The organism is Acinetobacter sp. V115_6, from assembly GCF_031799025.1.
Lineage (GTDB): Bacteria > Pseudomonadota > Gammaproteobacteria > Pseudomonadales > Moraxellaceae > Acinetobacter > Acinetobacter pittii.
Window position 1 is genome coordinate 31,172 of sequence record NZ_JAVQNO010000001.1, and the last position, 24,496, is coordinate 55,667.

Annotated in this window: 26 protein-coding genes and 2 tRNA genes; 20 read left to right on the forward strand and 8 right to left on the reverse strand. The window is 40.0% G+C overall.

Annotated elements, in window-relative coordinates; genetic code table 11:
* Positions 1–9: 9 nt before the first annotated feature.
* From RMA94_RS00150 to RMA94_RS00190, 8 genes are all read left to right on the forward strand, one after another.
* A complete protein-coding gene (locus tag RMA94_RS00150) occupies positions 10–135 on the forward strand; it encodes a hypothetical protein (protein ID WP_014208213.1) in 126 nt (41 codons plus the stop codon).
* A complete protein-coding gene (locus RMA94_RS00155; protein WP_130173271.1) occupies positions 132–1,175 on the forward strand; it encodes a lysozyme inhibitor LprI family protein in 1,044 nt (347 codons plus the stop codon). The genes RMA94_RS00150 and RMA94_RS00155 overlap by 4 nt, the downstream gene beginning before the upstream one ends.
* 309 nt (positions 1,176–1,484) lie before the next feature.
* Positions 1,485–2,015, forward strand: a complete 531-nt coding sequence (locus RMA94_RS00160) for a CHAP domain-containing protein (protein ID WP_078221361.1) — start codon at positions 1,485–1,487, stop codon at positions 2,013–2,015.
* A gap of 133 nt (positions 2,016–2,148) precedes the next feature.
* Positions 2,149–3,948, forward strand: a complete 1,800-nt coding sequence (uvrC, locus tag RMA94_RS00165) for an excinuclease ABC subunit UvrC (protein ID WP_311081406.1) — start codon at positions 2,149–2,151, stop codon at positions 3,946–3,948.
* A gap of 121 nt (positions 3,949–4,069) precedes the next feature.
* The gene (locus RMA94_RS00170; protein WP_130173270.1) at positions 4,070–4,864 is read left to right on the forward strand and encodes a thioesterase family protein; all 795 of its coding nucleotides are present in this window, start codon (positions 4,070–4,072) and stop codon (positions 4,862–4,864) included.
* A gap of 118 nt (positions 4,865–4,982) precedes the next feature.
* The gene (pgsA, locus tag RMA94_RS00175; RefSeq protein ID WP_019768060.1) at positions 4,983–5,570 is read left to right on the forward strand and encodes a CDP-diacylglycerol--glycerol-3-phosphate 3-phosphatidyltransferase; all 588 of its coding nucleotides are present in this window, start codon (positions 4,983–4,985) and stop codon (positions 5,568–5,570) included.
* A gap of 126 nt (positions 5,571–5,696) precedes the next feature.
* Positions 5,697–6,551 (forward strand): methylated-DNA--[protein]-cysteine S-methyltransferase, encoded by an 855-nt coding sequence (locus tag RMA94_RS00185; RefSeq protein WP_404976513.1) that lies wholly within the window; start codon positions 5,697–5,699, stop codon positions 6,549–6,551.
* Entirely contained in the window at positions 6,548–7,159 is a 612-nt protein-coding gene (locus RMA94_RS00190; RefSeq protein WP_104080656.1) for an alpha-ketoglutarate-dependent dioxygenase AlkB, read from the forward strand. The genes RMA94_RS00185 and RMA94_RS00190 overlap by 4 nt, the downstream gene beginning before the upstream one ends.
* A gap of 185 nt (positions 7,160–7,344) precedes the next feature.
* Here RMA94_RS00190 and RMA94_RS00195 read toward each other — a convergent pair whose 3' ends face one another.
* Positions 7,345–8,118 (reverse strand): IclR family transcriptional regulator, encoded by a 774-nt coding sequence (locus RMA94_RS00195; RefSeq protein ID WP_016142387.1) that lies wholly within the window; start codon positions 8,116–8,118, stop codon positions 7,345–7,347.
* 367 nt (positions 8,119–8,485) lie between these two features.
* On the opposite strand from RMA94_RS00195, the gene RMA94_RS00200 reads away from it, so the two are divergent.
* The 4 genes from RMA94_RS00200 to RMA94_RS00215 are packed head-to-tail and all read left to right on the forward strand — an operon-like array spanning position 8,486 to position 11,947.
* Positions 8,486–8,617 carry a hypothetical protein gene (locus tag RMA94_RS00200; protein WP_002115031.1) on the forward strand — a complete coding sequence of 44 codons (132 nt, stop codon included), beginning with the start codon at positions 8,486–8,488 and terminating at the stop codon, positions 8,615–8,617.
* Positions 8,608–10,707, forward strand: a complete 2,100-nt coding sequence (locus RMA94_RS00205; protein ID WP_311081391.1) for an FUSC family protein — start codon at positions 8,608–8,610, stop codon at positions 10,705–10,707. The genes RMA94_RS00200 and RMA94_RS00205 overlap by 10 nt, the downstream gene beginning before the upstream one ends.
* Complete coding sequence (locus RMA94_RS00210) at positions 10,700–10,906, forward strand: DUF1656 domain-containing protein (protein ID WP_002115096.1); 207 nt, start codon at positions 10,700–10,702, stop codon at positions 10,904–10,906. Before RMA94_RS00205 ends, RMA94_RS00210 begins: the two co-directional genes overlap by 8 nt.
* Positions 10,907–10,945: 39 nt before the next feature.
* Positions 10,946–11,947 carry an HlyD family secretion protein gene (locus RMA94_RS00215; protein ID WP_311081392.1) on the forward strand — a complete coding sequence of 334 codons (1,002 nt, stop codon included), beginning with the start codon at positions 10,946–10,948 and terminating at the stop codon, positions 11,945–11,947.
* 33 nt (positions 11,948–11,980) lie between these two features.
* On the opposite strand, the gene ruvX is transcribed toward RMA94_RS00215, so the two are convergent.
* The 3 genes from ruvX to recN form a co-directional block, all read right to left on the reverse strand.
* Complete coding sequence (gene ruvX, locus RMA94_RS00220) at positions 11,981–12,421, reverse strand: Holliday junction resolvase RuvX (RefSeq protein ID WP_311081393.1); 441 nt, start codon at positions 12,419–12,421, stop codon at positions 11,981–11,983.
* A complete protein-coding gene (locus RMA94_RS00225; RefSeq protein ID WP_002114753.1) occupies positions 12,421–12,975 on the reverse strand; it encodes a YqgE/AlgH family protein in 555 nt (184 codons plus the stop codon). Before RMA94_RS00225 ends, ruvX begins: the two co-directional genes overlap by 1 nt.
* Positions 12,976–13,098: 123 nt before the next feature.
* Positions 13,099–14,766 carry a DNA repair protein RecN gene (gene recN, locus RMA94_RS00230; protein ID WP_069122154.1) on the reverse strand — a complete coding sequence of 556 codons (1,668 nt, stop codon included), beginning with the start codon at positions 14,764–14,766 and terminating at the stop codon, positions 13,099–13,101.
* A 114-nt stretch (positions 14,767–14,880) separates the two neighbouring features.
* Here recN and RMA94_RS00235 point away from each other — a divergent pair, with 114 nt between their 5' ends.
* The 4 genes from RMA94_RS00235 to RMA94_RS00250 all read left to right on the forward strand — a co-directional run bounded on the left by RMA94_RS00235 (position 14,881) and on the right by RMA94_RS00250 (position 18,396).
* Complete coding sequence (locus RMA94_RS00235; protein ID WP_311081394.1) at positions 14,881–16,191, forward strand: tetratricopeptide repeat protein; 1,311 nt, start codon at positions 14,881–14,883, stop codon at positions 16,189–16,191.
* Between the two features lie 76 nt (positions 16,192–16,267).
* Entirely contained in the window at positions 16,268–16,594 is a 327-nt protein-coding gene (locus RMA94_RS00240) for a pyrimidine/purine nucleoside phosphorylase (protein WP_002115102.1), read from the forward strand.
* Positions 16,595–16,696: 102 nt separating this feature from the next.
* On the forward strand, positions 16,697–17,446 hold the full coding sequence (gene rlmB, locus RMA94_RS00245) for a 23S rRNA (guanosine(2251)-2'-O)-methyltransferase RlmB (RefSeq protein WP_213688957.1): 750 nt from the start codon (positions 16,697–16,699) through the stop codon (positions 17,444–17,446).
* 35 nt (positions 17,447–17,481) lie between these two features.
* Positions 17,482–18,396, forward strand: coding sequence for a DMT family transporter (locus RMA94_RS00250; RefSeq protein ID WP_039763523.1), 915 nt, complete (start codon positions 17,482–17,484; stop codon positions 18,394–18,396).
* On the opposite strand, the gene coaE is transcribed toward RMA94_RS00250, so the two are convergent.
* From coaE to pilB, 4 genes are read right to left on the reverse strand one after another with little or no spacing between them, the layout of a single operon-like run.
* Positions 18,393–18,989, reverse strand: coding sequence for a dephospho-CoA kinase (coaE, locus tag RMA94_RS00255; RefSeq protein WP_311081396.1), 597 nt, complete (start codon positions 18,987–18,989; stop codon positions 18,393–18,395). The two genes, RMA94_RS00250 and coaE, sit on opposite strands and share 4 nt — an antisense overlap.
* 1 nt (position 18,990) lies before the next feature.
* The gene (locus tag RMA94_RS00260; protein ID WP_311081397.1) at positions 18,991–19,851 is read right to left on the reverse strand and encodes an A24 family peptidase; all 861 of its coding nucleotides are present in this window, start codon (positions 19,849–19,851) and stop codon (positions 18,991–18,993) included.
* A complete protein-coding gene (locus RMA94_RS00265; RefSeq protein ID WP_005079343.1) occupies positions 19,851–21,077 on the reverse strand; it encodes a type II secretion system F family protein in 1,227 nt (408 codons plus the stop codon). The genes RMA94_RS00260 and RMA94_RS00265 overlap by 1 nt, the downstream gene beginning before the upstream one ends.
* A gap of 26 nt (positions 21,078–21,103) precedes the next feature.
* Positions 21,104–22,816 carry a type IV-A pilus assembly ATPase PilB gene (gene pilB, locus RMA94_RS00270; protein WP_311081400.1) on the reverse strand — a complete coding sequence of 571 codons (1,713 nt, stop codon included), beginning with the start codon at positions 22,814–22,816 and terminating at the stop codon, positions 21,104–21,106.
* Positions 22,817–23,107: 291 nt separating this feature from the next.
* Here pilB and tpiA point away from each other — a divergent pair, with 291 nt between their 5' ends.
* From tpiA to RMA94_RS00290, 4 genes are all read left to right on the forward strand, one after another.
* Positions 23,108–23,902: a triose-phosphate isomerase gene (gene tpiA / locus RMA94_RS00275; protein ID WP_017398730.1), complete on the forward strand. Its 795-nt coding sequence runs from the start codon at positions 23,108–23,110 to the stop codon at positions 23,900–23,902.
* Positions 23,903–23,914: 12 nt separating this feature from the next.
* Positions 23,915–24,244 (forward strand): preprotein translocase subunit SecG, encoded by a 330-nt coding sequence (secG, locus tag RMA94_RS00280; RefSeq protein WP_002115012.1) that lies wholly within the window; start codon positions 23,915–23,917, stop codon positions 24,242–24,244.
* Between the two features lie 56 nt (positions 24,245–24,300).
* Positions 24,301–24,385 (forward strand) — tRNA-Leu (locus RMA94_RS00285).
* A 39-nt stretch (positions 24,386–24,424) separates the two neighbouring features.
* Positions 24,425–24,496 (forward strand) — tRNA-Met (locus RMA94_RS00290).

The following is a 24,496-nucleotide window of genomic DNA, read 5'->3' on the forward strand; positions in this document are numbered from 1 at the left end:
ATTATTGGCATGAATAGTACTTTATTTAAGATTTTAGGTGAATTTTATATTAATTATTGGGATGATAATACAACTGGTAAATATATACCTTTCTTGTACTTAATAAATTTAAAAATTTGCGTGGAATATAAATGAATACGGTGATGAAACAAGCTTTAGTAATAACTACATTCAGTGCAGCAGTAATATTGACTGGATGTGGTAAATCTAAGCCAGAGCCAAAATCAAAAACAGAAAAAGTTGAGGTAGTTTCGGATTGGAGTTGTACACACCCTGAGAATTTAAATCAGATTCAAACTTCTTTGAAAAAAGAATATTTGAAGCAAATTGAGCGTAGCTTAAGACAAAGTCAATATCAGGTTGATGCAGATATTCTTAATAAAATTAATCAAGGTTTGAAGTTTGAAATTAAAAATATCCGCACTTTACCATTAGAAGACGAAAGCCAAAAAAATACACAATTAAGTTGTGAAAGCCAATTGGTCATTTCACTGCCGAAAGGTTTACAAAAACGTGCGGAAAAAGCATATATTGAAGAGCTGCGTCATTCTGATGAAGAATCGCAGACGCTCAATGACTATTTTTCGGATAATGAATCATCTTTGACTCTTGAAAATGACCAATTGAAAGGTGACTTTTTCTATAACATCACAAAAACAGATAAAGAGGGTTTGGTGTTTGACTTGCCAACTCAAAATAGTGTGATTGAAGGATTGGTTTTTGTTGCCACTAAAGCTGTGCAATATGCAGCTTATGTTAAAGAAAATGAGTTGATTGAAGAAAATATTGAAGAAAATCAGCAAATATCTGAACAAAATAATGAAGAGCAGACTGCTTTGGCTCAGGAAGCCATGGATGTTCGTAAAAAAGAATTGGATAGTGACAAAGCGAAGCAAGTGGAACGCTTAAATCAGACTTGGGACAAATTGAGTGCTGAGAAAAAAACCCAATTTAAACAAGACCAATCGGATTGGTTTAAAAAACGTGATGTTGAATGTAAGGTTCTGGCACAAAAGACTGTAGATGAAATTCCTGAAAAAGACTTAGAAACTTACCAAAAGCAATCCGATTATTGGACTGCTGACATGCGTAAGCAAAACCAAGAGATGCAATATACGCAGTGCTTTACTCAAAAAACGATAGAGCGAACGGTTTATTTAAATAATTTAAATTAATCCTAAAACTCTTTATAAATGCTTGGTCAGTCGTATTGAAAGGAATGCGATTAACCAATTACGGGCAAATATTCTACTTTTGCAAGTAGGGGCTTAAGCTCAGTAATTGAATTTCATTTGTAATGTATATTTATACAAATACTAAAACGCCCGAAAGGGCGTTTTTCTGTGGCATAAAGTATCTAATAACTTTTGTGATCTATTTCACGGTGCTGGTAATTTGTTACAACTATTAAAAGCCAATAGGCAATTTTGATTCTACAATGGCGCGGTTTTTTCGAAGACTGGTCAGCGGAAGTAGGTTTTAAAATGGCTCATGCTCATCACGCAGCTCATGCACATGTTCATCATATCGAAGAGAGAAAAGAAGAAAGTTCTCAAGGCGATTTAAAAACAAAAGTGATGTTAAGACAAGCAGCTTCGACAACTGAAAAATCTAAACGATCTAAAACTCAAAATCATAAAACTGAAGATCAAAATATTAATTTGCACAAGTTCTCGAGTAAGCTCGAAAGTATCTCTGCCAACCATAGTAAAGAGAAGTGCGCCAAAAATATTCGCATTGCTCTACAAGCGGCTGGAGCAGATGTGTCAAAGCATCCTGTAGCTGCTTCTGATTGGGGGCAAACGCTAGAAAAGAATGGTTATAAGAAAATTAAACCTGCTTTTAACCGTCCACAAGAAGGTGATATTTACATTATTGAGCGGACTAGTGGCCACACTTATGGTCATATTGCAGGCTATACGGGCAATGGTTGGTTCTCGGATTTTCGTCAAAAAACCTATGCGGTCTACAAAGAAAAAGACGTTAAATATAGTTACTATCGTCTAGATTCTTAAGCAAGTACGACACAGTCTGTCGGGTCATATCTAAATCTATTTCCAAATTTATGTTCTGGCACAGTAAAGCACTTGAAAAATAGGGGTGAAAACATCACATTAGGTATTCAGTATTAAGCCATGCATGCCAATAGTGAATCAAAACGCTCGTCCTCATATTGAAAAAATTTTAGCTAACATGACCCAGCTTCCAGGTGTTTATAAAATGCTAGGGAAGGAGGGTGAATTGTTATATGTCGGTAAAGCAAAAAATCTAAAAAATCGGGTGTCGAGTTATTTTGTTAAAACGATTGAGCATCCTAAAACACAAGCTTTAGTTGCGCGAATTTATGATATTGAAACTTTGGTTACTCGTTCAGAAACCGAAGCTTTACTCCTAGAACAAAACTTAATTAAACAGCATCGTCCGCCGTATAACATTATGCTGCGAGACGATAAGTCCTATGTCTATATTTTTGTTTCGGCTGATAAGCCTTATCCTCGGCTTGCCAGTGGGCGTGGTAAAGGTAAGCACCAAATTGGTAAGTTTTTTGGCCCGTACCCAAGTGCCTATAGTGCACGCGATACGTTACTGGTTTTGCAAAAACTTTTTAATGTGCGTCAGTGCGAAAATAGTTATTTTTCACAGCGCAAGCGTCCATGTTTACAATATCAAATCAAGCGTTGTTCAGCCCCTTGTGTAGGTCTGATTTCACCCGAAGATTATAAAGAAGACGTTAATAATAGTATTCGCTTTTTGCAAGGTGATACCAAAGAGCTTAATCAAGAGCTCATTGCCAAAATGGAACAAGCAGCGGCTGAGCTTGAATTTGAAAAAGCTGTTTTTTACCGTGATCGATTGTCTTTACTGCGTGAAGTTCAAGCGCAACAAGCCGTGTTTAAAGTCAAAGGCGAAGCGGATATTCTGGCAATTGCATATCAGGCAGGTGTGACATGCGTGCAAATTATGTATGTACGCAATGGGCGAATGCTGGGTGGAAAAAGTTATTTCCCAGACATGCTCGGTGATGATCTTGGGCAAATGCTGAGTGACTTTATGGCGAACTTTTACTTTCAGGTTGCAGATGAAGTTCCCAATGAGCTTATCGTAAATATTGCTTTGCCTGATTGTAAAGAACTAGAGGAAGCGTTGGCACAGCAGTTTGGCAAAAAGGTTCAGATTAAGAGTAATGTTCGAGAAACTCGTGCCGAGTGGCTGGAACTAGCCGAAATGAACGTTCAACATGCCATTAAGGGGCAGTTGAGTAATCATTTAGAACTTAATGAACGTTTCCATCAGTTAGAGCAAGTGGTGGGAAGACCCGTTGATCGTATTGAGTGTTTTGATATTAGTCATACCATGGGTGAAGCTCCAATTGCCTCATGTGTCGTGTTTGACCAAGGTGGCGCTCGTAAGCGTGACTATCGCCAATTTGCGATTCAAGACATTACAGCAGGCGATGACTATGCTGCTATGCGTCAAGCCTTAACACGCCGTTATAAAAAGGCCATATTGCCTGATTTGCTGCTGATTGATGGTGGTAAAGGCCAGCTCTATATGGCAATGGAAGTCATGCAAGAGCTTGGGCTGGACGCTTTTATGGTGGGTGTATCTAAAGGTGAAGGGCGTAAACCCGGACTTGAAACCCTGCATTTTACCGATGGCACAAAAATCCAATTACCGGAAGACCATAAGGCATTGCATTTGATTCAGCAGGTGCGTGATGAGGCCCATCGTTTTGCGATTACCAAGCATCGTGCTAAACGTGATAAACGCCGAAGTACCTCAGTTTTAGAAGCAATTCCAGGGTTAGGGCCAAAGCGCCGTCGAGATTTATTAACCCATTTTGGTGGGATTCAAGGTGTTTTAAAAGCATCTGAAAAAGAGCTTACTCTTGTGCCTGGTTTTGGTGAAATGATGGCAAGAACGATTTATAAAATTCTGCATGAATAAAGATAGGTTTCTATGCCGAGTGACCAAATAGTTGGCATATAAGTACAAGAATGATCATTCACATTCCTTTTAAAATGATGAAAGATGTTTCATCAAAAGTCAGAGTGCTTTAGGGAAGTGAATGTCATTATTGCAATTATTTGAAGAAATAAAACAAAAGGAATGGATTGAAATACCTGAAGGGTGGTTGCAGGGGCGAACTGTTTTTGGTGGTCTTGTTGCTGGACTACTCATGCAAAAAGCCTGCTGCAATATTCAAGATCCAAATAAAAGATTATTAAGTTGTAGTGTTACTTTCGTGGGCCCTGTACAGCAGGGAGCTGCCCAATTGACTATTGAAATTTTAAGAGAAGGAAAGTCGGTCACTACGCTTGAAACCCGTTTATGGCAAGATGGTGCGGTACAAACGATTTTGGTGGCAAGCTTTGGTGTACCGCGTGCGTCGAATATTGAAGTGCGACATGAGCCTATCGTTCCAGTTTATAGGCAACCTGAAGAGTTACAACCTATTCCTTTTGCTAGACAAATGCCAGAATGCTATCAACATTTTGATGTATGCTGGGCAGAAGGTCATTATCCTGTTACAGGAAGTCAGTATGCTGACTTTGGAGGATGGTCAAGGTTTAATCCCGATAAGCATGAAAATCGTCAAATGACTTTGCCAGATTTAATTGTCTTAATGGATATTTGGCCACCTGGTGTATTGCCGATGTTTAAGCAAGTTGCTCCTGCAAGTTCTTTAACTTGGCACATTACTCATGTCCATCCGTTCCAACATCAATTGTGTGACTGGTTTAAATATAAAGTGGTAACCGAATATGCAGGTGAAGGTTATTCCACAGAATATGCCCATCTTTGGGACCAAAATGATCATTTAATTGCAATTTTACGGCAAACTGTTACGGTATTTACCTAAGCAGTCCACTTCCTCGATTCATATATTTCGTATAAAGTGGCTGTTACAGATAGATACAATATTGAAGAAAGTATTTTTGTCTGTTACAAGATGCATGAAGACTTAATTGGCGGTGTTTATGAACACAGGGCGAATCCTGAATATCCCAAATATCCTAACATTAGCGCGTATCGCGCTTATTCCTGTATTTTTGGTGATCGCGTATTGGCCGCCTGCAATGGGTATTGGTGAGCATGAAGGTAGTATGAGTCGTCATATTATCTTGACGGCTATTTTTGTGTTTGCTGCTATTACCGATTGGTTTGATGGCTATTTAGCACGAACTTTAAACCAGACTTCAGCATTTGGCCGTTTCTTAGATCCAGTTGCAGATAAACTCATGGTGGCGGCTGCACTTATTGTTTTAGTACAGTGGAATCCAACCATTTCAATGGCTTTTGCAGCAATTGTGATTATTTCACGGGAAATTACAGTTTCTGCTTTACGTGAATGGATGGCAGAACTTGGCGCACGAACCAGTGTAGCAGTATCGACTGTAGGTAAATATAAAACAGCCTTTCAAATGATTGCCATTAGTGTGTTCTTACTCAATTGGCAGCCTTTAGAAATGCTTGCCTATGCTTTGTTATATACAGCGGTCATTTTAACTTTATGGTCTATGTTTATTTACCTCAAAGCAGCTTGGCCTTATTTAAAGCAGCCTTAAGTGCATATTGAATGATGAAGCCTTTCTACGATGAAAGGCTTTTTTATTTTTGAAGAGTGCAAGAATCGGGTCGTCATAGGGCTTTGGCTACTTTAATGTAAGATATAAGTGCTAAGGAGGTGACACATGCAAATGCTTTCTTCTCGGCAATTTGCTGTAATTGCCACTGTGATTGAATATTTATATGAACATCTAGATCAGCAACCCAGTCTGGACGATGTTGCGAGCCATATGAATTTAAGTTCAGGTTATATTCAACGCCAGTTTCAGGAATGGGTAGGGATTAGCCCCAAAAAATTTGTGCAATATATGAGTTTGCAACAGGCCAAATATCATCTGTTGCAACAACGGAGTTTATTGGAAACTGCTTTAAATACGGGGTTATCTGGCACAGGACGTTTACACGATCTGTTTATTCAGCTTGAAGGCATGACGCCTGGTGAATATAAACTGCAAGGTGAAGGGGTTACACTTAATTATTCGATTGAGGCAAGCCCATTTGGTGAGTTGTTGGTTATAAGCAGCGAAAAGGGAATATGTTCTGTTCGCTTTCTCGATACTCGTGAGAATATCGAAGAAATAATTAAACAGCAGTTCCCTAAAGCTCAATTAAAAAATCAATCGCCGATTTGGCATCAACAAATTGCAAAGTGGTTTGAACAGGATTTTTCAGAACATTTACAGCAAAAACTCCCTCTTAATTTGGCTGGAACCCCATTTCAGCTACAAGTATGGGAAGCCTTGCTCACCATTCCAGAAGGACAATTGCGGACTTATCAAGACATTGCAGAGCAAATTGGAAAGCCTAAAGCAGTTAGAGCCGTTGCTACTGCAATTGGACAAAATCCGATTGCATATCTAATTCCTTGCCATCGAGTGATCCGTGCCACAGGTATGGTTGGAGAATATCATTGGCAAAAGGGGCGTAAATTGGCATTGTTAGCTTGGGAGATGTCAAAGCAACATGGAGAAACTGTATGACCTTGGATTTATTTTCTCCAGAGCCTTGTGAGAATTTATTACCCTACGATGGTGAAGTTCAGGACTATGGTTGTATTTTAAGCCCAGAAGAAGCTGAACAATATTTTGATTATCTTTACCAGCACCTCGCATGGAAACATGACGAGGCTAAGTTGTATGGCAAGCACTTTATTACAGCTCGAAAAGTTGCATGGTATGGAGATGACTACTATCAATATAAATATTCGGGTGTCGCACGTGATTCTTTACCTTGGGACAAAGCACTCGCCAAACTAAAACAACAGGTAGAGCAAATACTTTCAGAAAAATTTAATTCTTGTTTGGCAAATCTTTATGAGGATGGAACTCAAGGTATGGCTTGGCACAGTGACTCGGACGTTTCTTTGGCAAGAACGACAACAATCGCTTCTTTAAGCTTTGGTGCTACCCGTAAATTTTCTTTTAGGCATATTCAAAGTAAAGAGAAAGTTGAATTGTGGCTACAGCCAGGCCAACTCATTGTGATGCGTGGTGAGACTCAACAATATTGGCAACACCGTTTAAATCGCTCAACAAAGATTTTACAACCACGTATTAATCTTACTTTTCGGCAATTTAAGTTTTTATAAAAATAGGGCAAGAAAAAAGCCCATGATGGCAACATGAGCTTATTCCTCTGAGGGGGATGCTTCTACTAATGAGCTGCTGATGAAAAGAATCACCAATAGGAGCTAAAATCATAATATGAGAATATTTTGAGATATTCAATGTTTTAAAGTGTAAGAAAAGTTTAAATTATCATAAGGTGGGTGTTTTAGATTTCCCCTTTTTCAGATAATTCCATAAAACGTTGTTCAATAAGTGCTGCATTTTCTTGCAAAATTTCGATGAGCTTTTCAACATTTAAAAAATCAAAACGATTTTTAGAGGCAACTAAGGTCAAAGCCAAAGGTACTTCTTTAGTTGAAAATCGGACAGGAACCGCTAGACCTGAAACATTTGGGTCAATCTCACCTTGTGAGAAATAGAACCCTTGTTTTTTAATTTTACGCATACGCTGGATAAAGCTTGGTTCATCTTCAGCAAAACCTGATTGTTTTAATTCTTGCTGGTAACGGTGGTAGTAGTCTTGCATGCGTTGTTTACTTAAATGCGAAACCATTGTTTTTGGAGATGATCCAACGTAAATCGGTCTTGGGCAGCCTCGGCCATATGAAAGTAGCTCAGTGTCTTTAAATATTTCATGATGTATGTCAATGCAATAGTCATCATTTAAATAGGTAAGCAAACAGCACAGTTCGGTACGTTCTACAATATTTCGCATAAACGGTGTGCTGATCTGAACTAATGGATCGGTTGTTCTGGATATATAGTCAAGAACAGCAATTTTTGAGCCTAAGGTATAATCGCCAGAGGTTCCATTAATACGCTTTAATAGATCAGCCGATACTAGTTCTTTGAGGTAACGGTAACTCGTTGGTTTGGACAAGCCAAGTTCTTCGCAAATAATATCGACATTAATGATTGGACGCGAAACTGAAAATAGATCCAGTACGGTTAAAATTTTGCCAAAACTTGAAATTGCCATAATGTCTTGTTCGTATCCTTTAACAACGAGTCATCTTTGAGTTTTTATAACAGAAAAAAAGAAGGTTTGTCTCAATTCTAAAATAAATGCCTGATTTGAGTATTTTACTCTGACAAAGAGAAAACTTCTCTTGGCTTATACATCATATACGATAATTAAAAAATATATCAAATTATCAAATAGAGATATTTTAGTTGACTAAATCGCTTTATTTTGAAAAAATTGGCAAACAAAATATCTAATCGAGAAATTGGTCGGTTCCAGATTGATTTCTTGATACCTCTTCTTTCCAAAGCTTGGCCGTTTAAATGGCGCCCAAACTGAAATCATCTCGGCCAATCAGGCGAGATGTGGAAAAATCATTGTATTGAAGGATGCTCCTCATATCATTTGCTTTGAGGCAAATGGCAAAGTTGTGTTGTCTTTAGAAAGACAATCAAATATTGAAGGGCATGCTCATCAGTTCAAATCTGTATTTGAGATGAGTTCATGTTATTAAAGCAAATACTGGCGTTCCGCCCGAGTAGGCTTGATCTGATCTTTGCCTTAAAAACATTTATTGCCGGAATGTTGGCACTATTTGTTTCATTTGAATTAGATCTGATTAATCCGATGTGGTCGATTGGTACGGTCCTGATTATTGCGAATCCATATTCAGGAATGGTGTCCTCTAAATGTGTCTATCGGGTGGTAGGGACAATTGGTGGAGCTGTGATTGCCTTAACTCTCACACCACATTTAATTAATACACCTTGGATATTTACCGTGGTGTTATCGTTGTGGGTGGGTTTTGCGCTTTATGTGTCGTTACTTGATCGTACTCCACGTAGTTATGCTTTTATGCTGGCGGGTTACTCGACAGCCATGATCGTCTTCAATGCGATTACCTATATTGATCAATACAATATATTCGATATTGCTTTAGCTCGGGTTATAGAAATTTCGATTGGCGTGATTTCAAGTGCAGTGGTTTCTGCCACGATTCTTCCAATGCATATTGGCTCAGCAATTAAACAGAGGGTGATAAAAGCCCTAAAAGATACAGAAAATCTGTTTGCTAATTTATTAAATACAGATTCGCAGCAGAACAATACTCAGCTTTTGGCTGCCATTACTCGCGACACCACAGATATTCATGCCTTGGCAGTACATTTGAGCTATGAAAAGGGCGAACTGCATGGCATGACCAAACCCTTGCAGGAAATGCTTCATCAAATCTCAATGGTGGTCGCTAATCTAGTCGCTTTATCTGAGCGTATCAAGCAACTCCAAGAACTGCGATTCATCGAGACTCATGCAGAAAAACTGCAACAGCTTTCAGCTCACGTTGTACAGTTTTTAGAGCAAAAAGATCTGATTATTGATGAAAATATTTTGCAGTTGCCTGATGATTTTGAAAGTGATTTTGCAAGTTTGATGGAGTCGGCTTCTACACATCAACAAGTTTTGGTTGCAGCTATGAAAATGGATGTGCGCCATTTCATTAGCAATGTGTTGGCCGTTAAAGTCTTGTGGCAGCGAATTCAGCAAGGTAATAAAGAAATTCCTGACAACATTACCCCAATGACGACCAAATATCCAAGTTTGCACCGTGACCATGGTGTGGCGATACGGGGCGGTATTAGTGCAGTTCTTATTACATTTATTGTGACTGGGGTCTGGATTGTTTCGGGATGGAAAGCTGGATTTATGATGGCACAAATGGGTGCAGTAACCGCCTGTATTTTAACGGCCTTAGATAACCCCGTTCCGGTTCTGCGTATTTTTATCTGGGGCAGTATTGCTTCAGCAGTTTTAGTTTTCGTTTATGCGTTTGGTATTTTTCCACATGTCACAACTTTTTGGGAACTTGGACTGGTTTTATTACCGATGTTCTTATTCGCAGTGTCTATGATGGCTAACCAGATGCTAATGCCAGTAGGAATGGTTTTGGGTATTAATACTATGATGGGACTAAACCTGCACAATGCTTATAGCATGGATGCGGTGTCTTATCTTGATAGTTCATTTGCCATGATCTTAGGTGTTTTAGTGTCTTTGATTGTCATTGATGTTGTTCGTGCCATGTCACCAGACACGAGTGCCAGCCGTATTTTAGCCTTGCATTATCGTGCCATGCGACAAGCGATCTACCTGCCATATGGCCTTGATTTTAAAGTTCATCTACGCAGTATGTTAGATCGGATTGGGATTCTGAACAGCAAAATGGTGCAATCGGATGAGATTAAAGCCTCAATTCAACAAGCACTAATTGAGTCGAGTAGTATTGTTGATTTAAGCCGATTACAAGAGTTGGCTAATCAGTTTCCTCAAACATCCGAACTCACCCAGCATATTGGTGATTTGCAACAAAATCTGGATGAGCTGTTTAGAGCTAAAGAAAATGACGGAAACGATACGACAGCTTTAGTAGAGAAAATCTACCGAGCATTATTTGAATTAAAACAGCTTGCTTCAAATGTTGAAGATATGACTATGCGACAAAGACTACTCATTTCACTGAACAATATTGCTTATAGCATGTGCCATGTTTCATCAGAGCAAATGAATGAAAGCAGCACTCTGAGAGGAGCCACAGCAAATGGGTGAGTTTAATGTTTATGGTATTTATGTGCCTTCTTTGCTCGTTCAAGCACTCTTGGCATATATCTGTTTCCGTGGGTTAAGTCCTTTAACAAATAAGTTGATTGCACAAGGCTGGATTGCATTACCTAGTATTTTTAATTTGTGTTTTTACCTCTTATTACTTTTGGTAATACATCAAATTTTTGTTGGGGTCGGTGCGTAGAGATGTTTGCGAAATTAAAGATTGAGTTAGGTGAGTGAAATGAATCAGGTGGATTTGAAAAAAGTCATCCGTCCAGTAATTTTGATTGTCGCATTAATGGTGGCGGTCTATACCATTGTGCATTTATGGAATTACTATAATGCAGCGCCGTGGACGCGTGATGGTCGAGTTCGTGGTGACGTTATTCAAGTATCTTCGGATGTTGCTGGGCTTGTGACAGAAGTATTGGTTCAAGATAACCAGACTGTGAAAAAAGGTCAGGTGCTCTTTAAAATTGATGTTTCTCGCCGAGCTTTAGATGTAGAGCAGGCAAAATCTGATTTAGCAAAAGCAAATGCAGCTTTTGCACAAGCGCAAGCTGGTTTAGCACAAGCAAAAGCGAACCTGATTAAATCAGATACGAATATTAAGTTAGCCGAGAAAAACGCAAGCCGCTATTCAAACCTCATGGATGGCGCTATCTCTAAACAAGAACAAGATCAGGTTTTCGCAACACGTGATCAATCTCACGCTGAACATGAGCAACTCCAAGCTGCTATTCAACAAGCGGAAGCAACTGTTAAGCAACAACAGGCTCTGATTGAGGCGGCAACGAGTAATTTGCATTTGGCCGAGCTTAATATGCATCGTGCTGCGGTAATTGCTCCAGCTGATGGTACTTTATCTAACTTTGATATGCGCCCAGGTAACTATGTTCAAGTTGGGCAGGCTGTTGCGGCATTACTTGACCGTAAACAACTCTATGTTGTGGGTTATTTTGAAGAGACTAAATTAAACCGTATTCATGTCGGCGATCAGGCCAGTGTACAGTTAATGGGTGATAGCCAAAAAATTAAAGGCCATGTACAAGGTATTGCATCTGGTATCGAAGATCGTGAACGCTCAAGCAGCTCTAAACTTCTTGCCAATGTAAATCCAACGTTTAGTTGGGTTCGTTTAGCGCAGCGTGTGCCTGTAAAAATCGTATTGGATGAAACACCAAAGAACCAGCTTGCTTTTGTCTCTGGACGTACGGCAACTGTGCATATTATCGAGAACTAAAAAAGGAAGGTTTTAGCCTTCCTTTTTTAAATCTTACGGTATTAAACCGACTGAATTTCGATACCAACTCTGAATGAGTAAGGCGGCTGCAAAACTATCTGCCGAAAGCTTTTTTGCTCGACCTTGCTCTTGGTAGAAACCGAGTTCTTCTCGTGCTTCACGTGTAGTTAAACGCTCATCTACCATTAATGTTTCAATATTGGTTTGATGGCGTAAACGTCTCGCAAATTTGCGGGCACGTGTAGAAAGTTCTGACTCGCTATCATCCATATTCAAAGGCAAACCAACCAAAAATAGATCAGGTTGCCATTCTTTCACGATTTTTAAGAGCTGATCCCAGTTTGGAATACCATCTTTCATCACAAATAGAGGGAGGGGATTGGCACTTTCAATTGAAGACTGGCCAATCGCCATTCCCATTTTTTGAGTACCAAAGTCAAAAGCCATAATCGATTTTGATTGTGTTTCGGTCATTAAGCATGTCCGATTTCAGATGCTAACCATGCACGATCTACACCGATTTTTTTATAAGCTGCATCCCAACGATCGTCATAAGGCAGGTTAAAAATCAGATCCATATCGGCATCACAAATGAGCCAGTCACCGCGCGTAATTTCATCTTCTAACTGGTTTTTACCCCAGCTCGCATAACCTAAAGCAATTTGATATCGACCAACACCTTCATTGTGGGCAATCGCATCAAGAATATCTTTACTGGTGGTAATACAAACATTTTCACCTACAGCGATAGATGAATGCCATGTCGGTTGTCCAGTATGAAGAACGAATCCAGCTTCGGGACGTAATGGGCCACCTTGTAAAACCACATGTGGATTTACATTGTCTGCTTCAATGTCGAGATCATTGAGTAATTCTTTAATTTGAATGCCGGAAGGGCGGTTAATAATAATGCCTTGAGCACCTTCTTCATCATGACGGGCAAGATAAATTACAGTGTTTGCGAAAAAGTCATCTGCCATTTCTGGCGGGGCAATCAGACAACGGTGAGTCAGATATTGTTTGGTCACCTAAGCGGTTCTCCCTCAAAAAATGTCACTAGAGGGTCTCTCGACCCTTTTATCTATATAGGTTCTTTTTATCAACATACAAGAGTTAATCGGATTTCGCCAATCTTTTTCTCTCATTTTTTATTAATTTGAAGAAGCCTGAAATTTAAGTTGGCGTAATTGTTTTGCGTGTTGCAAGGTTGTTTCATTAATTTCAACACCGCCTGACATGCGTGCTAACTCAGAAATAATTTGATTTTCATCAAGTTGTACAATGGTACTACTGGCTGGGTCAGTTTGCTGTTTCTTCACTAATAAATGCTGATCTGATTGTGCAGCAACTTGTGCCTGATGGGTAATACATAAAAGTTGAACATGTTGGGCTAAGTCGGCAAGTAAACGACCTACAACTTCTGCGGTTCCACCACTAATCCCGACATCAATTTCATCAAACACTAACACTTCTGCTTCGGTTTTTTCAGCGTTCATGACTTGCATAACTAACGCAATACGTGAAAGTTCACCACCTGAAGCGACGCGTGCTAATGGTTGAGGAGGAATACCCTTATTGGCAGTAAATAATAGTTGAATAAAACTCAAACCTTCAGCGGTAGGTTGCTCTAATGGTTCAAACTTAAACTCGAAGTGTGCCTCTGGTAACGCTAAAGGCTTCACTTGTTCAGTTAATTGCTTCGCAAGAGGAGCGGCAGCTTCACGACGAATATGGTCTAAATGCTGAGCTTTTTCTAAGAACTCCTCATGCGACTTTTCAACTTGTTCTGCCAATGTTTCTGGGTCTTCAAGTTGATGTAATTGCTCAAGCTCACTTTGCCAAGCTTCATATTCTTCTTTAAGTGTTTCTGGTTGAGTGCGGTATTTACGTGCCAGACGGTGGAAAACTTCCAACTTGGAATTTAGTTCTTCCATTCGCTCTGGATCAAAACTTTGACGATCAATAAATTGACGCAAGTTTGCTGTTGCATCATCTATTTCACTTTGAGCATTCAGTAAAGAATTATAAATCTCGGAAAGTTGTTCGCTACGGCCCGCGTGGGATTCTAATCTACGAATAATCGAAGACATTTCTTGAGTAATGTTTTGCTCAGCTTCATCAAGCACATTTAGGCTATAGCTACAATCTTGCATGATATGTTCATGATGACTAAGGCGATCGAACTCTTGCTCAATTTCTTTATAGTCAGTTTGAATGACCTCTTCGAGCTCTTCAATTTGATGCTCTAAAGTACCAATACGTTGAAGTCGGGTTGCTTGTGCATCTAAGGCTGCTTGATGCAAACGAATGGTACGTTGCCATGTGCTATAGGCTTCACGTACATCATTTGCTTCAGCATAAAAATTGTTATAACGATCTAGCCAATGCTTTGGATAAGGTGGTTCAAGCAGCTGCTGCTGGCTGTGCTGACTATAAAGTTGAACCAGCAAACGCCCTAATTCTTTTAGTTCAGAGAGACTGCTCGGGCGTCCATTGACCCATGCTTTACTACGGCCAGTTGCAAAAATAACACGACGTAAATGAATTTCCCCAGAATCATCATCTAGCTCGTGGTCTTGGAGCCATTTTGCTTCAGGACTATTATTTTGATAGGTAAAAACAGCGGTGATATCCGCTTTATCCGAACCATAACGGACATAATTTGTATCTGTACGTTCCCCTAGGCAGGCAGAGAGTGCATCCAGTAATAATGATTTTCCGGCACCTGTTTCGCCTGTTAGAACATTAAATCCTTGTTCTATATCAATAGCCAAATGATCAGCTAATGCAAAATTAATTAAAGTTAAATGTGTGAGCATAAACGCATCCAACGCGCCAAATTATGGGTTAAAGATAGAGAAGTTTTGAATTTGCTACAAGTGATCTATTATTCTAACTGAAATTATAGAACAGCAAGATTGCGGATATTTACAATGAAAAAAACATTAAGCTTACCGAAACCACCAATAGGGATGATCAACCGCCATAAAAAAACCAATCCTGCGGAAATGAATAAAATTTTAAATCAGCATTTTAATGCATTTAAACAGGCAGCAGCACAAGGGGATTATGCCAAAGCTTATCAACATGTTAAACAAGCTGTTAATTTGGTTCCCAAGCATGCTGGCGCCTTATCAGATTTAGCTTATACCGAATTACGCTTAGGCCGTTATAACGATGCCTATCAACATTATTTACAAGTGATTCAAGCAAGTGGAGCTAACGTAAATACAAATTTATATGATGGACTCACAGAAGTTTGTCATCATTTAAAGAAAAAAGAAGAAACAATCAAATTTGGACGTTTGGCAATTGCAACCAAAAAAGAATTAGCGAAGAAAGAACCTGTTTTGGCAATTCCAGATCAGGTACCACCAGCATTTAGTGCAAACCCTCAAGAAAATATTATTGCTTTTTCTTTGTTTGGGGCAAATCCTCGCTATTGTGAAACCTCTATTTTAAATATTCAGTTAGCCAAACAAATTTATCCTGAATGGACGTGTCGCTTTTATGTCGATGATACTGTGCCAGTACTGGTGCAACAGCGTTTAAAAGAGAAGGGCGCGCAAGTTATTCAGGTTACAGATTCTCAAAAACAGCTATCTGGTTTGTTTTGGCGCTTTTTGGTGATGGATGATCCGACAATTAAGCGTTTTCTGATACGTGATGCCGACTCCATTGTCTCGCACCGCGAAAAAGCAGCTGTAGATGCTTGGCTCAAGAGTGATAAATGGTTTCACTTAATGCGAGACAATTATTCTCATACCGAGTTAATTTTGGCGGGAATGTGGGGTGGATGTACGGGGATTTTTCATAATATTGAAGCACATATAAGGGATTATGTTGCCACCGGACGTTATCTGGATAATCGGGTGATGGATCAGCATTATTTGCGCTACTGTATTTGGCCGACTTTAAAACAAAGTGTGCTTATACACGATAGCCAGCAATTCGATTCAGAAGCTATCGATTTTCCAGTTTATGATCTGGCGTTAATGCAAAACGACAGCGAAAATTTTCATGTAGGAATGAATGACGGTTCACCGGTAGTTGCTACAGCAGTTGCCCATCCAACTGCACAGAGAGTGTGTTGGGTACTTCTAGATGAAAATCAGGTCGAAGTTTGCAGATACGATGCAATTGTGTCGAATAGTCGAAATATTGAGATTAACTTACCTTATGCTTTTGCCAAAAAAATTCAGGCACAGCAGTGGAAATTACAAGTCTATCCGTATGAAAACTGATTGATTAGTTATTTAGGCACAATTAAACTACATTCATCATAATTTATATAAATACGGCATTATCTGGAGAGTGTGCATGAGTTCAACCCAATTTGATCATGTAACGGTCATCAAAAAATCAAACGTTTATTTTGGTGGAGCATGTATCAGCCATACCGTGCAATTTGAAGATGGAACAAAAAAAACACTAGGTGTTATTTTGCCGACTGAGCAAGCTTTAACTTTTGAAACCCATGTTCCTGAGCGTATGGAAATTATTTCAGGTGAATGCCGTGTAACAATCGCGGACAGTAATGAAAGTGAGTTGTTCCGTGCAGGCCAATCATTTTATGTGCCTGGTAATAGTCTTTTTAAAATCGAAACTGATGAAGTGCTCGATTACGTGTGCCATTTAGAAGGCTAAGAAATTCCTATTCAAATCGGGTACACTATGCCCAAAGAAATCCTGTGAAGTTGGCTTTGCAGGATTTTTATTTTTTTGCTCAAACGTTGTTAGAGGTCATGCATGGCAAAACCGGAATATTATTATGGCGTTCATTCAGTGGAGTCATTGTTAGAACTTGAGCCGGAACGTGTGCTAACCCTGTTTACTTTAAAAGGACGGGATGACCAGCGTTTGCAAAAGATTTTGCAATTGGCAGAGCCTTTTGGAATTAGTGTACAAAAAGCAAGCCGTGATAGTCTCGAAAAGCTTGCAGGTCTACCGTTTCATCAAGGTGTGGTTGCAGCAGTACGTCCGCATCCGACTTTAAATGAAAAAGATCTAGATCAGATCTTGGCTGAAACCCCAGATGCTTTATTGCTGGCATTAGATCAGGTGACAGACCCGCATAACTTAGGGGCTTGCATTCGTACCGCTGCTGCAATGGGCGTGCAAGCAGTGATTGTACCTCGTGATCGTTCGGCAAGTTTAACCCCAACAGCTCGTAAAGTTGCAGCGGGTGGAGCTGAAAAAGTTAAATTCATTCAAGTAACAAATTTGGCTCGTACATTAGCCCATCTAAAAGAGACGACTCATACACGTGTGATTGGCACTATGCTTGATGAAAATGCAATGCCAATTCAAAAATGTGATTTCTCTGGCCCAGTCGTGATCGTAATGGGAGCCGAAGATACAGGTTTACGCCCAATTACACAGGCACAGTGTGATCATAAAGTTTATATTCCGATGTCTGGAAATTTACAGAGTCTAAATGTGAGCGTGGCAACAGGTATGGCACTTTATGAGGCTTGCCGTCAGCGTTCTGAGGTATAATCTAGCTGCCTTTCTAGTTTGTAAGCAGTCTTGATATGTCTCCCCGTAAGCAAGGTTATTTTTTTGTATTGGTGACCATGTGCATTTGGGGCGGGTTTACACTTTTTGCCCGTTTAAATGCACAATGGCACATCAGTGCTTGGGACATTGCTGCACTACGCTTTGCTATCGCCTTCCTGATTTTGATGCCTATTCTAATCTATAAGAAAGATCTTGCTTTTTTATGGAGTAAGCACGCTGTTATTTTGGCGCTCATTGGCGGAGTTATTTATTGTCTTACCGTCTATACCGCGTTTCTCTATGCTCCCGCTGCACATGCTGCCATTTTTTTAAATGGTTGTATTCCTATTTGTACTGCAATTGCAGCATACATTTTATTTAGACAACCATTTGATAAGCATACATGGGTGAGTCTGGCAATTATGATCACTGCCTTGGCTCTCATGAGTGTGTTGATGTTGCAAGGTAATGCTTCTGCTTTTGGCATGGGGGATTTACTTCTTTTTATTAGTGCGATTTGGTGGGGCATTTTCACTGTATTACTTAAACAGTGGAAACTTTCCGCATGGCACTCTATGGCGAGTGTTGCGATTTGGTCTGCAATTATTTACTTACCCATCTATGCTTTATTTTTGCCTAAACATTTCATGGAAGTCAGTCCTGTTCATCTAGCGATACAGGGCATTTTCCACGGTGTGTTTGTTGTTATTATCGCAACTTTGACTTATGTAGCAGCGATTCAGCGACTTGGTGCTTTTAAAACGGGAAGTATTGTTACTTTGGCGCCGTTTATTGCTGCCATTTTAGCTGTACCTTTACTTGGCGAATCATTAAGTCCATCAATTGTTGTGGGCTTGGTTGGAATGGGAATCGGTGCCTTACAACCTTGGCGCTGGTTTCGACAAGATAGCTTGGCACAAAAGATTCAGCAGCAAAATAAGCAAGATTAGTTGGCGCGCTTCAAATAGCTTTGATGTAAAGGTTCTAATTGCTGATATAAATGTTCAAGTAATCCGTCATTAAACACAATGTCATTGGCAAGTTCACGTTTACGTTCGCGTGGCATTTGCGCTGCAATAATTTTCTGAATTTGTTCTTGGTTTTGCCCATCACGTTGGCTTGCACGCTGAATTTGAGTTTGTTCACTCGCATCAACTAATAAGGTGTGGTTCACCAATTCATGCTGGTTAGTTTCAAAAAGTAGGGGTGAAACTAAAATCACATAAGGACTTTTTGGGTTTTGTAGCTGTTGAACAATAGATTGGCGAATGGCTGGATGCGTGATTTTCTCAAGTGTTTGTCTTGCTTCAGGGGTTTGAAAAATATATTCACGTAGGGCACGACGATCTAGATTGCCATCGGGTTGAAGTACCCAATCTCCAAAAGTTTGTTGGATTTTTTGGAGGGCAGGTTGGCCTTTTTCAACCACTTCGCGAGCAACAATATCGGCATCGACGACTTGGATTCCTTGGGATTCAAACCATTGTGTTGCAGCAGATTTCCCACTGCCAATACCACCTGTGACTCCCAGAATAAAAGCCATCTTAACCTCCCAAATAAATTTTCATAATTTGGTCACCCCATAAAAAGGCAACCCAACCCGCAATGGCAATATATGGCCCAAACGCAAACGGCTGATTATCATTACGTAATTTTAGTAAAATGATGCCAATAATTGCACCTAGTAAAGATGACAATAGCACAATTAATGGCAGCATCAATGGCCCCATCCACGCGCCTAATGCGGCAAGCAGTTTAAAGTCGCCATAACCCATACCTTCTTTGCCTGTAATCACTTTAAATAAGTAATACACAATCCAAAGACATAAAAAGCCGATTAAATATCCCCAAATGGCTGAGTTAGGCGAGGTGTAAATACTAAAGGTATTAATACCTAAGCCGAGAGCAGCCAAAGGTAGGGTGAAACGGTCAGGTAGTAGCTGAGTATCAACGTCTATAAATGTTAAAGCAATCAAAATCCAAGTGAGCACTAGCCCCCAAAGCATTTGTAGGGTTGGACCAAAAACCATGACGACTACTAATGAACATAGCATCGTGAGTAATTCAATCGCTGGATAACGAATGCTAATAGGATGTTGGCAATGGCCACATTTTCCTCTTAACATTAACCAGCTTATAACTGGAATATTTTGATACCAACGGATCGGTTGATGACATGCAGGACATGATGAAGCAGGTTTACTTAATGTCAGCTTTTCATGCTCAATGATGGGTAGTTCGGGATTAAGCAACATTTGACATTCCTGCTGCCAATCTTGTTCCATCATTTTGGGGGTGCGATAAATTACCACATTCAAAAAGCTACCAATACATAGGCTCAATAGTGCGACTGCAATATAAAGTGCAGTTAAGTTTTGAATAAAATAAGCAATAATTTCTTGCATTATATGACTGAGCCCATTTGGAAAATTGGAAGATACATAGCAATCACTAGACCACCTACGAGCACCCCTAAAATTGCCATGATTAAAGGTTCCATCATTGAAGTTAAACCATCAACGGCATTATCAACTTCATTTTCATAATAAGTGGCGACTTTATCGAGCATGCTGTCTAGTGCACCAGATTCTTCACCAATTGCGACCATTTGTATAGCCATAGATGGAAAACGATTTGAAACACGCATTGCAAATTGAAGTTGTTGGCCTGTAGCTACATCTTCACGAATTTTCATGACGGCTTCTTCATAAATGACATTGTTGGTTGCACCAGCCGTTGACTCAAGCGCATCAATGAGCGGAACACCAGCGGCAAACGTGGTGGCTAAAGTACGGCTATAACGGGCAATAATCGCCTTATAAACCAGATCGCCAAAGATAGGTAGTTTCAGTGTAAGTTTATCTAATCCATCACGGAATTTTTTACTGCGCTTCTTGGCTTCCAGAAAGGCAGCAATCACTGCTCCAATCACAATAATCATAATGAACCAGTATTCCTGCATCCATTTCGACATATTCACGACCATTTGGGTAAATGCAGGTAAATCTGCACCAAAAGAAGAAAACAGGTCTTGGAAAACAGGCACTACTTTAACCATCAAAATAATGGTAACAACCACAGCAACTACAATAACCGTTGCTGGATATTTCATAGCCTTCTTAATTTTCTGCTTAAGCAATTCACTTTTTTCTTTGTAAATTGCCACACGGTCCAACATGGTTTCAAGCGCACCAGATTGTTCGCCAGACTCTACAAGAGAACAAAACAAGTTATCGAAGTGTTGAGGATACTTCCTTAAAGCTGAAGCAAAGGTACTACCACCTTCAACTTCACCTTTAATCCCGAGTACCACCTCGCGCATGGCTGGGTTTTCCAGACCCTCCGCTACAATTTCAAAGCCTTGTACCAGTGGCACACCTGCTTTCATCATTGTTGCAAGTTGCCTAGTAAAAATTGTGATATCGAGTGTTGATACTTTCTTCTTGAATAAACCCTCAAGAATATTTTTACGCTTTTCCCGAATATTACGGACAGTTACACCTTGTTTGCGTAGGGTGACTTTGGCTAAGGCCATATTCTTAGCTGGAAGTTCGCCCTTAATTTTTACGCCCTTACGGTCAACCCCTTCATAAGCAAAAGTCGGCATCATTTGTGCCTTTTTGACAGTCATGAATTATCCTTATTTTAAATTGTCTTTTATTCACTGGTCACACGGTTGACTTCTTGTAAAGAAGTAACCCCTTGCATGACTTTCTTTAATCCTGAACGACGCAGATTATTAAACCCCAGTTTTTCAGAAGCAGCAGCGATTTCTAAAGCATTGCCATCTTCCATAATAATCTTGGAAATTTCAGGTGTAACTTTCATCACCTCGTAAATACCTACTCGACCTTTGTAGCCTTCACGACACTCAGTACAACCCACAGGTTGAAAAACTTGAAAATCGGGATGGGTTAAATCTTGGTCGGTAAAGCCCATTTCTAATAGGCTCTGTTTAGGAATGTCGGCAGGTGTTTTACACTGTGGGCATAACCGACGCGCCAAACGTTGAGCAATCACCAGATTGACAGACGTTGCGATATTAAAGGATGGAACACCCATATTACGTAGGCGAGTAAGTGTTTCAGGCGCACTATTGGTATGCAGTGTGGACATGACCATGTGACCGGTTTGTGCAGCTTTAATCGCAATTTCAGCCGTTTCTAAGTCACGAATCTCACCGACCATAATAATGTCAGGGTCTTGACGTAAAAATGATTTCAGTGCGGCCGAAAAAGTAAGACCTACTTTCGGGTTAACGTTAACTTGATTAATACCTTCAAGGTTGATTTCGACTGGATCTTCGGCAGTGGAAATATTAGAGCTTTCAGTATTTAAAATATTTAAGCCAGTATATAAAGATACCGTTTTACCAGAACCAGTAGGACCTGTAATTAAAAGCATACCTTGTGGCTTATCCAGTGCTTCTAAAAAAAGAGCTTTCTGATCTTCTTCATATCCTAAAGCATCAATGCCGAGCATTGCGCTAGATGGATCGAGAATACGCAGAACCAGTTTTTCACCAAACAAGGTTGGAAGTGAGTTCACACGAAAATCGATTGCTTTAGTCTTTGATAACTTAAGCTTGATACGACCATCTTGAGGCACTCGTTTTTCGGAAATATCCATTTGAGACATGACTTTTAAACGTGAAGCCAAACGGTTAGCCAATTGCAAAGGTGGATTTGCAATCTGACGTAACACGCCGTCGACTCGATAACGGACCCGATATGATTTCTCGTATGGTTCAAAATGTAAGTCTGAAGCCCCCATACGAATTGCATCGATGAGTAATTTATTAATATATTTAACAATAGGTGCTTCATCGCCTTGAGGTGTTTCTTCCTCATCCTCTTGTGAGGGTGGAGTTTCAAGGTCTACATCAAGATCAAACTCTTCATCACTAAATTCGAAGCTACTTTCTTCGGTAAATTGCTGCGCCAGAATTTTCTCAAGCTTATGGTGCTCGACAATAACTGGCTCAACCATGAGCTTGCTATTAAAGCGAATGGCATCAATCGCTTCAATATTACTCGGGTTGCTGGTCGCGACATATAAAATCTGTCCTCTTTGTATGAGAGGTAAGACCCGATGTTTTAAAACCAGTTTCTGATCGACCAAATCCTTGGGAATTTGGCTTGTATCGTAAACATCCAGATCAAAATATGGTTCAGCAAATTCAATAGAAATTGTTTCAGCTAATAAAGAAGGGGAGAGATTAACCTCTTCAATCAGGTACGCAACTGTATCCCGTTTAGCTCTCTTTGCTGCATCTAATGCTGTTTGCATGGTCGCTGCCGACACATGTTTTTCTTCGACTAATCGTCGAAAAAACCCCGAAAATTTTGGAGATGTATGTATGACTGACATCTGCCTACCTGTGCTCATATGTTTATAATTGGTATATAAAAAATTATACTTTTGTTATCTAAAATTACTACCTGAGAAAATGATGCTCTGGTCTTGATCCACTCGCTAAAGCTTGAACTAGTCGAAGTTTTTATTCATTAATTTTTAAGAGACGATTCTTTAGACTCAATAAAGTTTTATAACTGTTTTCAATTAGTAGAAAAGATATGAGTAACGCCGTTAAAGAAAAGTATCTGAAATTTGTATAAATGCGTGTAGAATGTGCTGCATTTTTGATGAAAGGTGAGCCGTATGTCGGGTTCGACGATTACGCCTTGGGTAGTTGGCAACTGGAAAATGAACCCAATGCGTGCCAATGCCAAACAACTTATAGAAGAATTTAAACAACTATTGCAACAAAACCAAATTGCAGATGAAAGCTGTCATGTAGGGGTTGCTCCGGTTTCTATTGCGCTTGCAATGGTACAAACACAATTGCAAGATGCTGCAAGAACAGTATATACAGTTGCACAAGATGTATCACGTGTAGCGGGTACTGGTGCTTATACTGGCGAAGTCAGCGCAGAACTATTAAAAGATAGCCAAATTAATTTTGTACTGGTTGGGCATTCTGAGCGCCGTGATATTTTTGGCGACAACGTTGAAATTTTGAAAGCTAAACTCCAAAATGCATTAAATGCGGGCTTGACTGTCATTTATTGTGTTGGTGAAAGCCTCGAACAACGTGAACAAGGTTTGGCAGAGCAAGTTGTATTGCAACAAATTTGTGATATTGCTCCTGTAGTAACTGTTGAGCAGTGGCAAAAGCAAATTGTAATTGCTTATGAGCCAATCTGGGCAATTGGGACAGGTAAAACTGCTTCTCCACAAGATGCACAGGCAATGCATGCTAAGATTCGTGAAGGTTTAAGTCAGATTACCCCAGCGGGTTCAGACATTGCGATTTTATATGGCGGTAGTGTAAAAGCTGAAAATGCAGTTGAATTGGCGGCATGTCCAGATATTAATGGTGCGTTGGTAGGCGGTGCTTCATTAAATGCAGCATCTTTTTATCAAATCGTACAAGCCTTTGCACAAAGTAAATAACGAGGATAGGGTATGCACTCTTTTGTACTGATCGTACATATTATTTTAGCGGTACTGATGATTGCCTTAATTCTAGTGCAACACGGTAAAGGTGCTGATGCCGGTGCTTCTTTCGGCGGTGGCGGAGCAGCAACTGTATTTGGTGCATCAGGTTCAGGTAACTTCCTTACTCGACTTACTGCTATCTTAACAGCGTTGTTTTTTGTGACGAGTTTAACTCTAGCTGTTTTTGCGAAGAAACAGACTACTGATGCATATAGTTTGAAAACTGTACAAACTACAGCGCCAGTTCAAACGACATCGCCTGAAACTTCACCAAATGCACCAAAATCGAGTCAATAATTCGAAATAGGGCTTTCCTTTTGCAGTGGGAAGGACTAGAATGCGTCCCACAAGCTGCGGTGGTGGTGGAATTGGTAGACACGCTACCTTGAGGTGGTAGTGCCTTCGGGCGTGGGGGTTCAAGTCCCCCCTTCCGCACCAACTTTGAACCAGAAAGTTGAGTGCAAGCAGTTTTTTGATGCGGGATGGAGCAGTCTGGTAGCTCGTCGGGCTCATAACCCGAAGGTCGTTGGTTCAAATCCAGCTCCCGCT

Excerpts from the sequence above, each read along its gene's own strand:
- RMA94_RS00150 (WP_014208213.1), top strand. The coding sequence starts at position 10 with ATGAATAGTACTTTATTTAAGATTTTAGGTGAATTTTATATTAATTAT.
- RMA94_RS00155 (WP_130173271.1), top strand. The coding sequence starts at position 132 with ATGAATACGGTGATGAAACAAGCTTTAGTAATAACTACATTCAGTGCA.
- RMA94_RS00160 (WP_078221361.1), top strand. The coding sequence starts at position 1,485 with ATGGCTCATGCTCATCACGCAGCTCATGCACATGTTCATCATATCGAA.
- RMA94_RS00170 (WP_130173270.1), top strand. The coding sequence starts at position 4,070 with ATGTCATTATTGCAATTATTTGAAGAAATAAAACAAAAGGAATGGATT.
- pgsA (WP_019768060.1), top strand. The coding sequence starts at position 4,983 with ATGAACACAGGGCGAATCCTGAATATCCCAAATATCCTAACATTAGCG.
- RMA94_RS00185 (WP_404976513.1), top strand. The coding sequence starts at position 5,697 with ATGCAAATGCTTTCTTCTCGGCAATTTGCTGTAATTGCCACTGTGATT.
- RMA94_RS00190 (WP_104080656.1), top strand. The coding sequence starts at position 6,548 with ATGACCTTGGATTTATTTTCTCCAGAGCCTTGTGAGAATTTATTACCC.
- RMA94_RS00195 (WP_016142387.1), bottom strand. The coding sequence starts at position 8,118 with ATGGCAATTTCAAGTTTTGGCAAAATTTTAACCGTACTGGATCTATTT.
- RMA94_RS00205 (WP_311081391.1), top strand. The coding sequence starts at position 8,608 with ATGTTATTAAAGCAAATACTGGCGTTCCGCCCGAGTAGGCTTGATCTG.
- RMA94_RS00210 (WP_002115096.1), top strand. The coding sequence starts at position 10,700 with ATGGGTGAGTTTAATGTTTATGGTATTTATGTGCCTTCTTTGCTCGTT.
- RMA94_RS00215 (WP_311081392.1), top strand. The coding sequence starts at position 10,946 with ATGAATCAGGTGGATTTGAAAAAAGTCATCCGTCCAGTAATTTTGATT.
- ruvX (WP_311081393.1), bottom strand. The coding sequence starts at position 12,421 with ATGACCGAAACACAATCAAAATCGATTATGGCTTTTGACTTTGGTACT.
- recN (WP_069122154.1), bottom strand. The coding sequence starts at position 14,766 with ATGCTCACACATTTAACTTTAATTAATTTTGCATTAGCTGATCATTTG.
- RMA94_RS00235 (WP_311081394.1), top strand. The coding sequence starts at position 14,881 with ATGAAAAAAACATTAAGCTTACCGAAACCACCAATAGGGATGATCAAC.
- RMA94_RS00240 (WP_002115102.1), top strand. The coding sequence starts at position 16,268 with ATGAGTTCAACCCAATTTGATCATGTAACGGTCATCAAAAAATCAAAC.
- rlmB (WP_213688957.1), top strand. The coding sequence starts at position 16,697 with ATGGCAAAACCGGAATATTATTATGGCGTTCATTCAGTGGAGTCATTG.
- RMA94_RS00250 (WP_039763523.1), top strand. The coding sequence starts at position 17,482 with ATGTCTCCCCGTAAGCAAGGTTATTTTTTTGTATTGGTGACCATGTGC.
- coaE (WP_311081396.1), bottom strand. The coding sequence starts at position 18,989 with ATGGCTTTTATTCTGGGAGTCACAGGTGGTATTGGCAGTGGGAAATCT.
- RMA94_RS00260 (WP_311081397.1), bottom strand. The coding sequence starts at position 19,851 with ATGCAAGAAATTATTGCTTATTTTATTCAAAACTTAACTGCACTTTAT.
- RMA94_RS00265 (WP_005079343.1), bottom strand. The coding sequence starts at position 21,077 with ATGACTGTCAAAAAGGCACAAATGATGCCGACTTTTGCTTATGAAGGG.
- pilB (WP_311081400.1), bottom strand. The coding sequence starts at position 22,816 with ATGTCAGTCATACATACATCTCCAAAATTTTCGGGGTTTTTTCGACGA.
- tpiA (WP_017398730.1), top strand. The coding sequence starts at position 23,108 with ATGTCGGGTTCGACGATTACGCCTTGGGTAGTTGGCAACTGGAAAATG.
- secG (WP_002115012.1), top strand. The coding sequence starts at position 23,915 with ATGCACTCTTTTGTACTGATCGTACATATTATTTTAGCGGTACTGATG.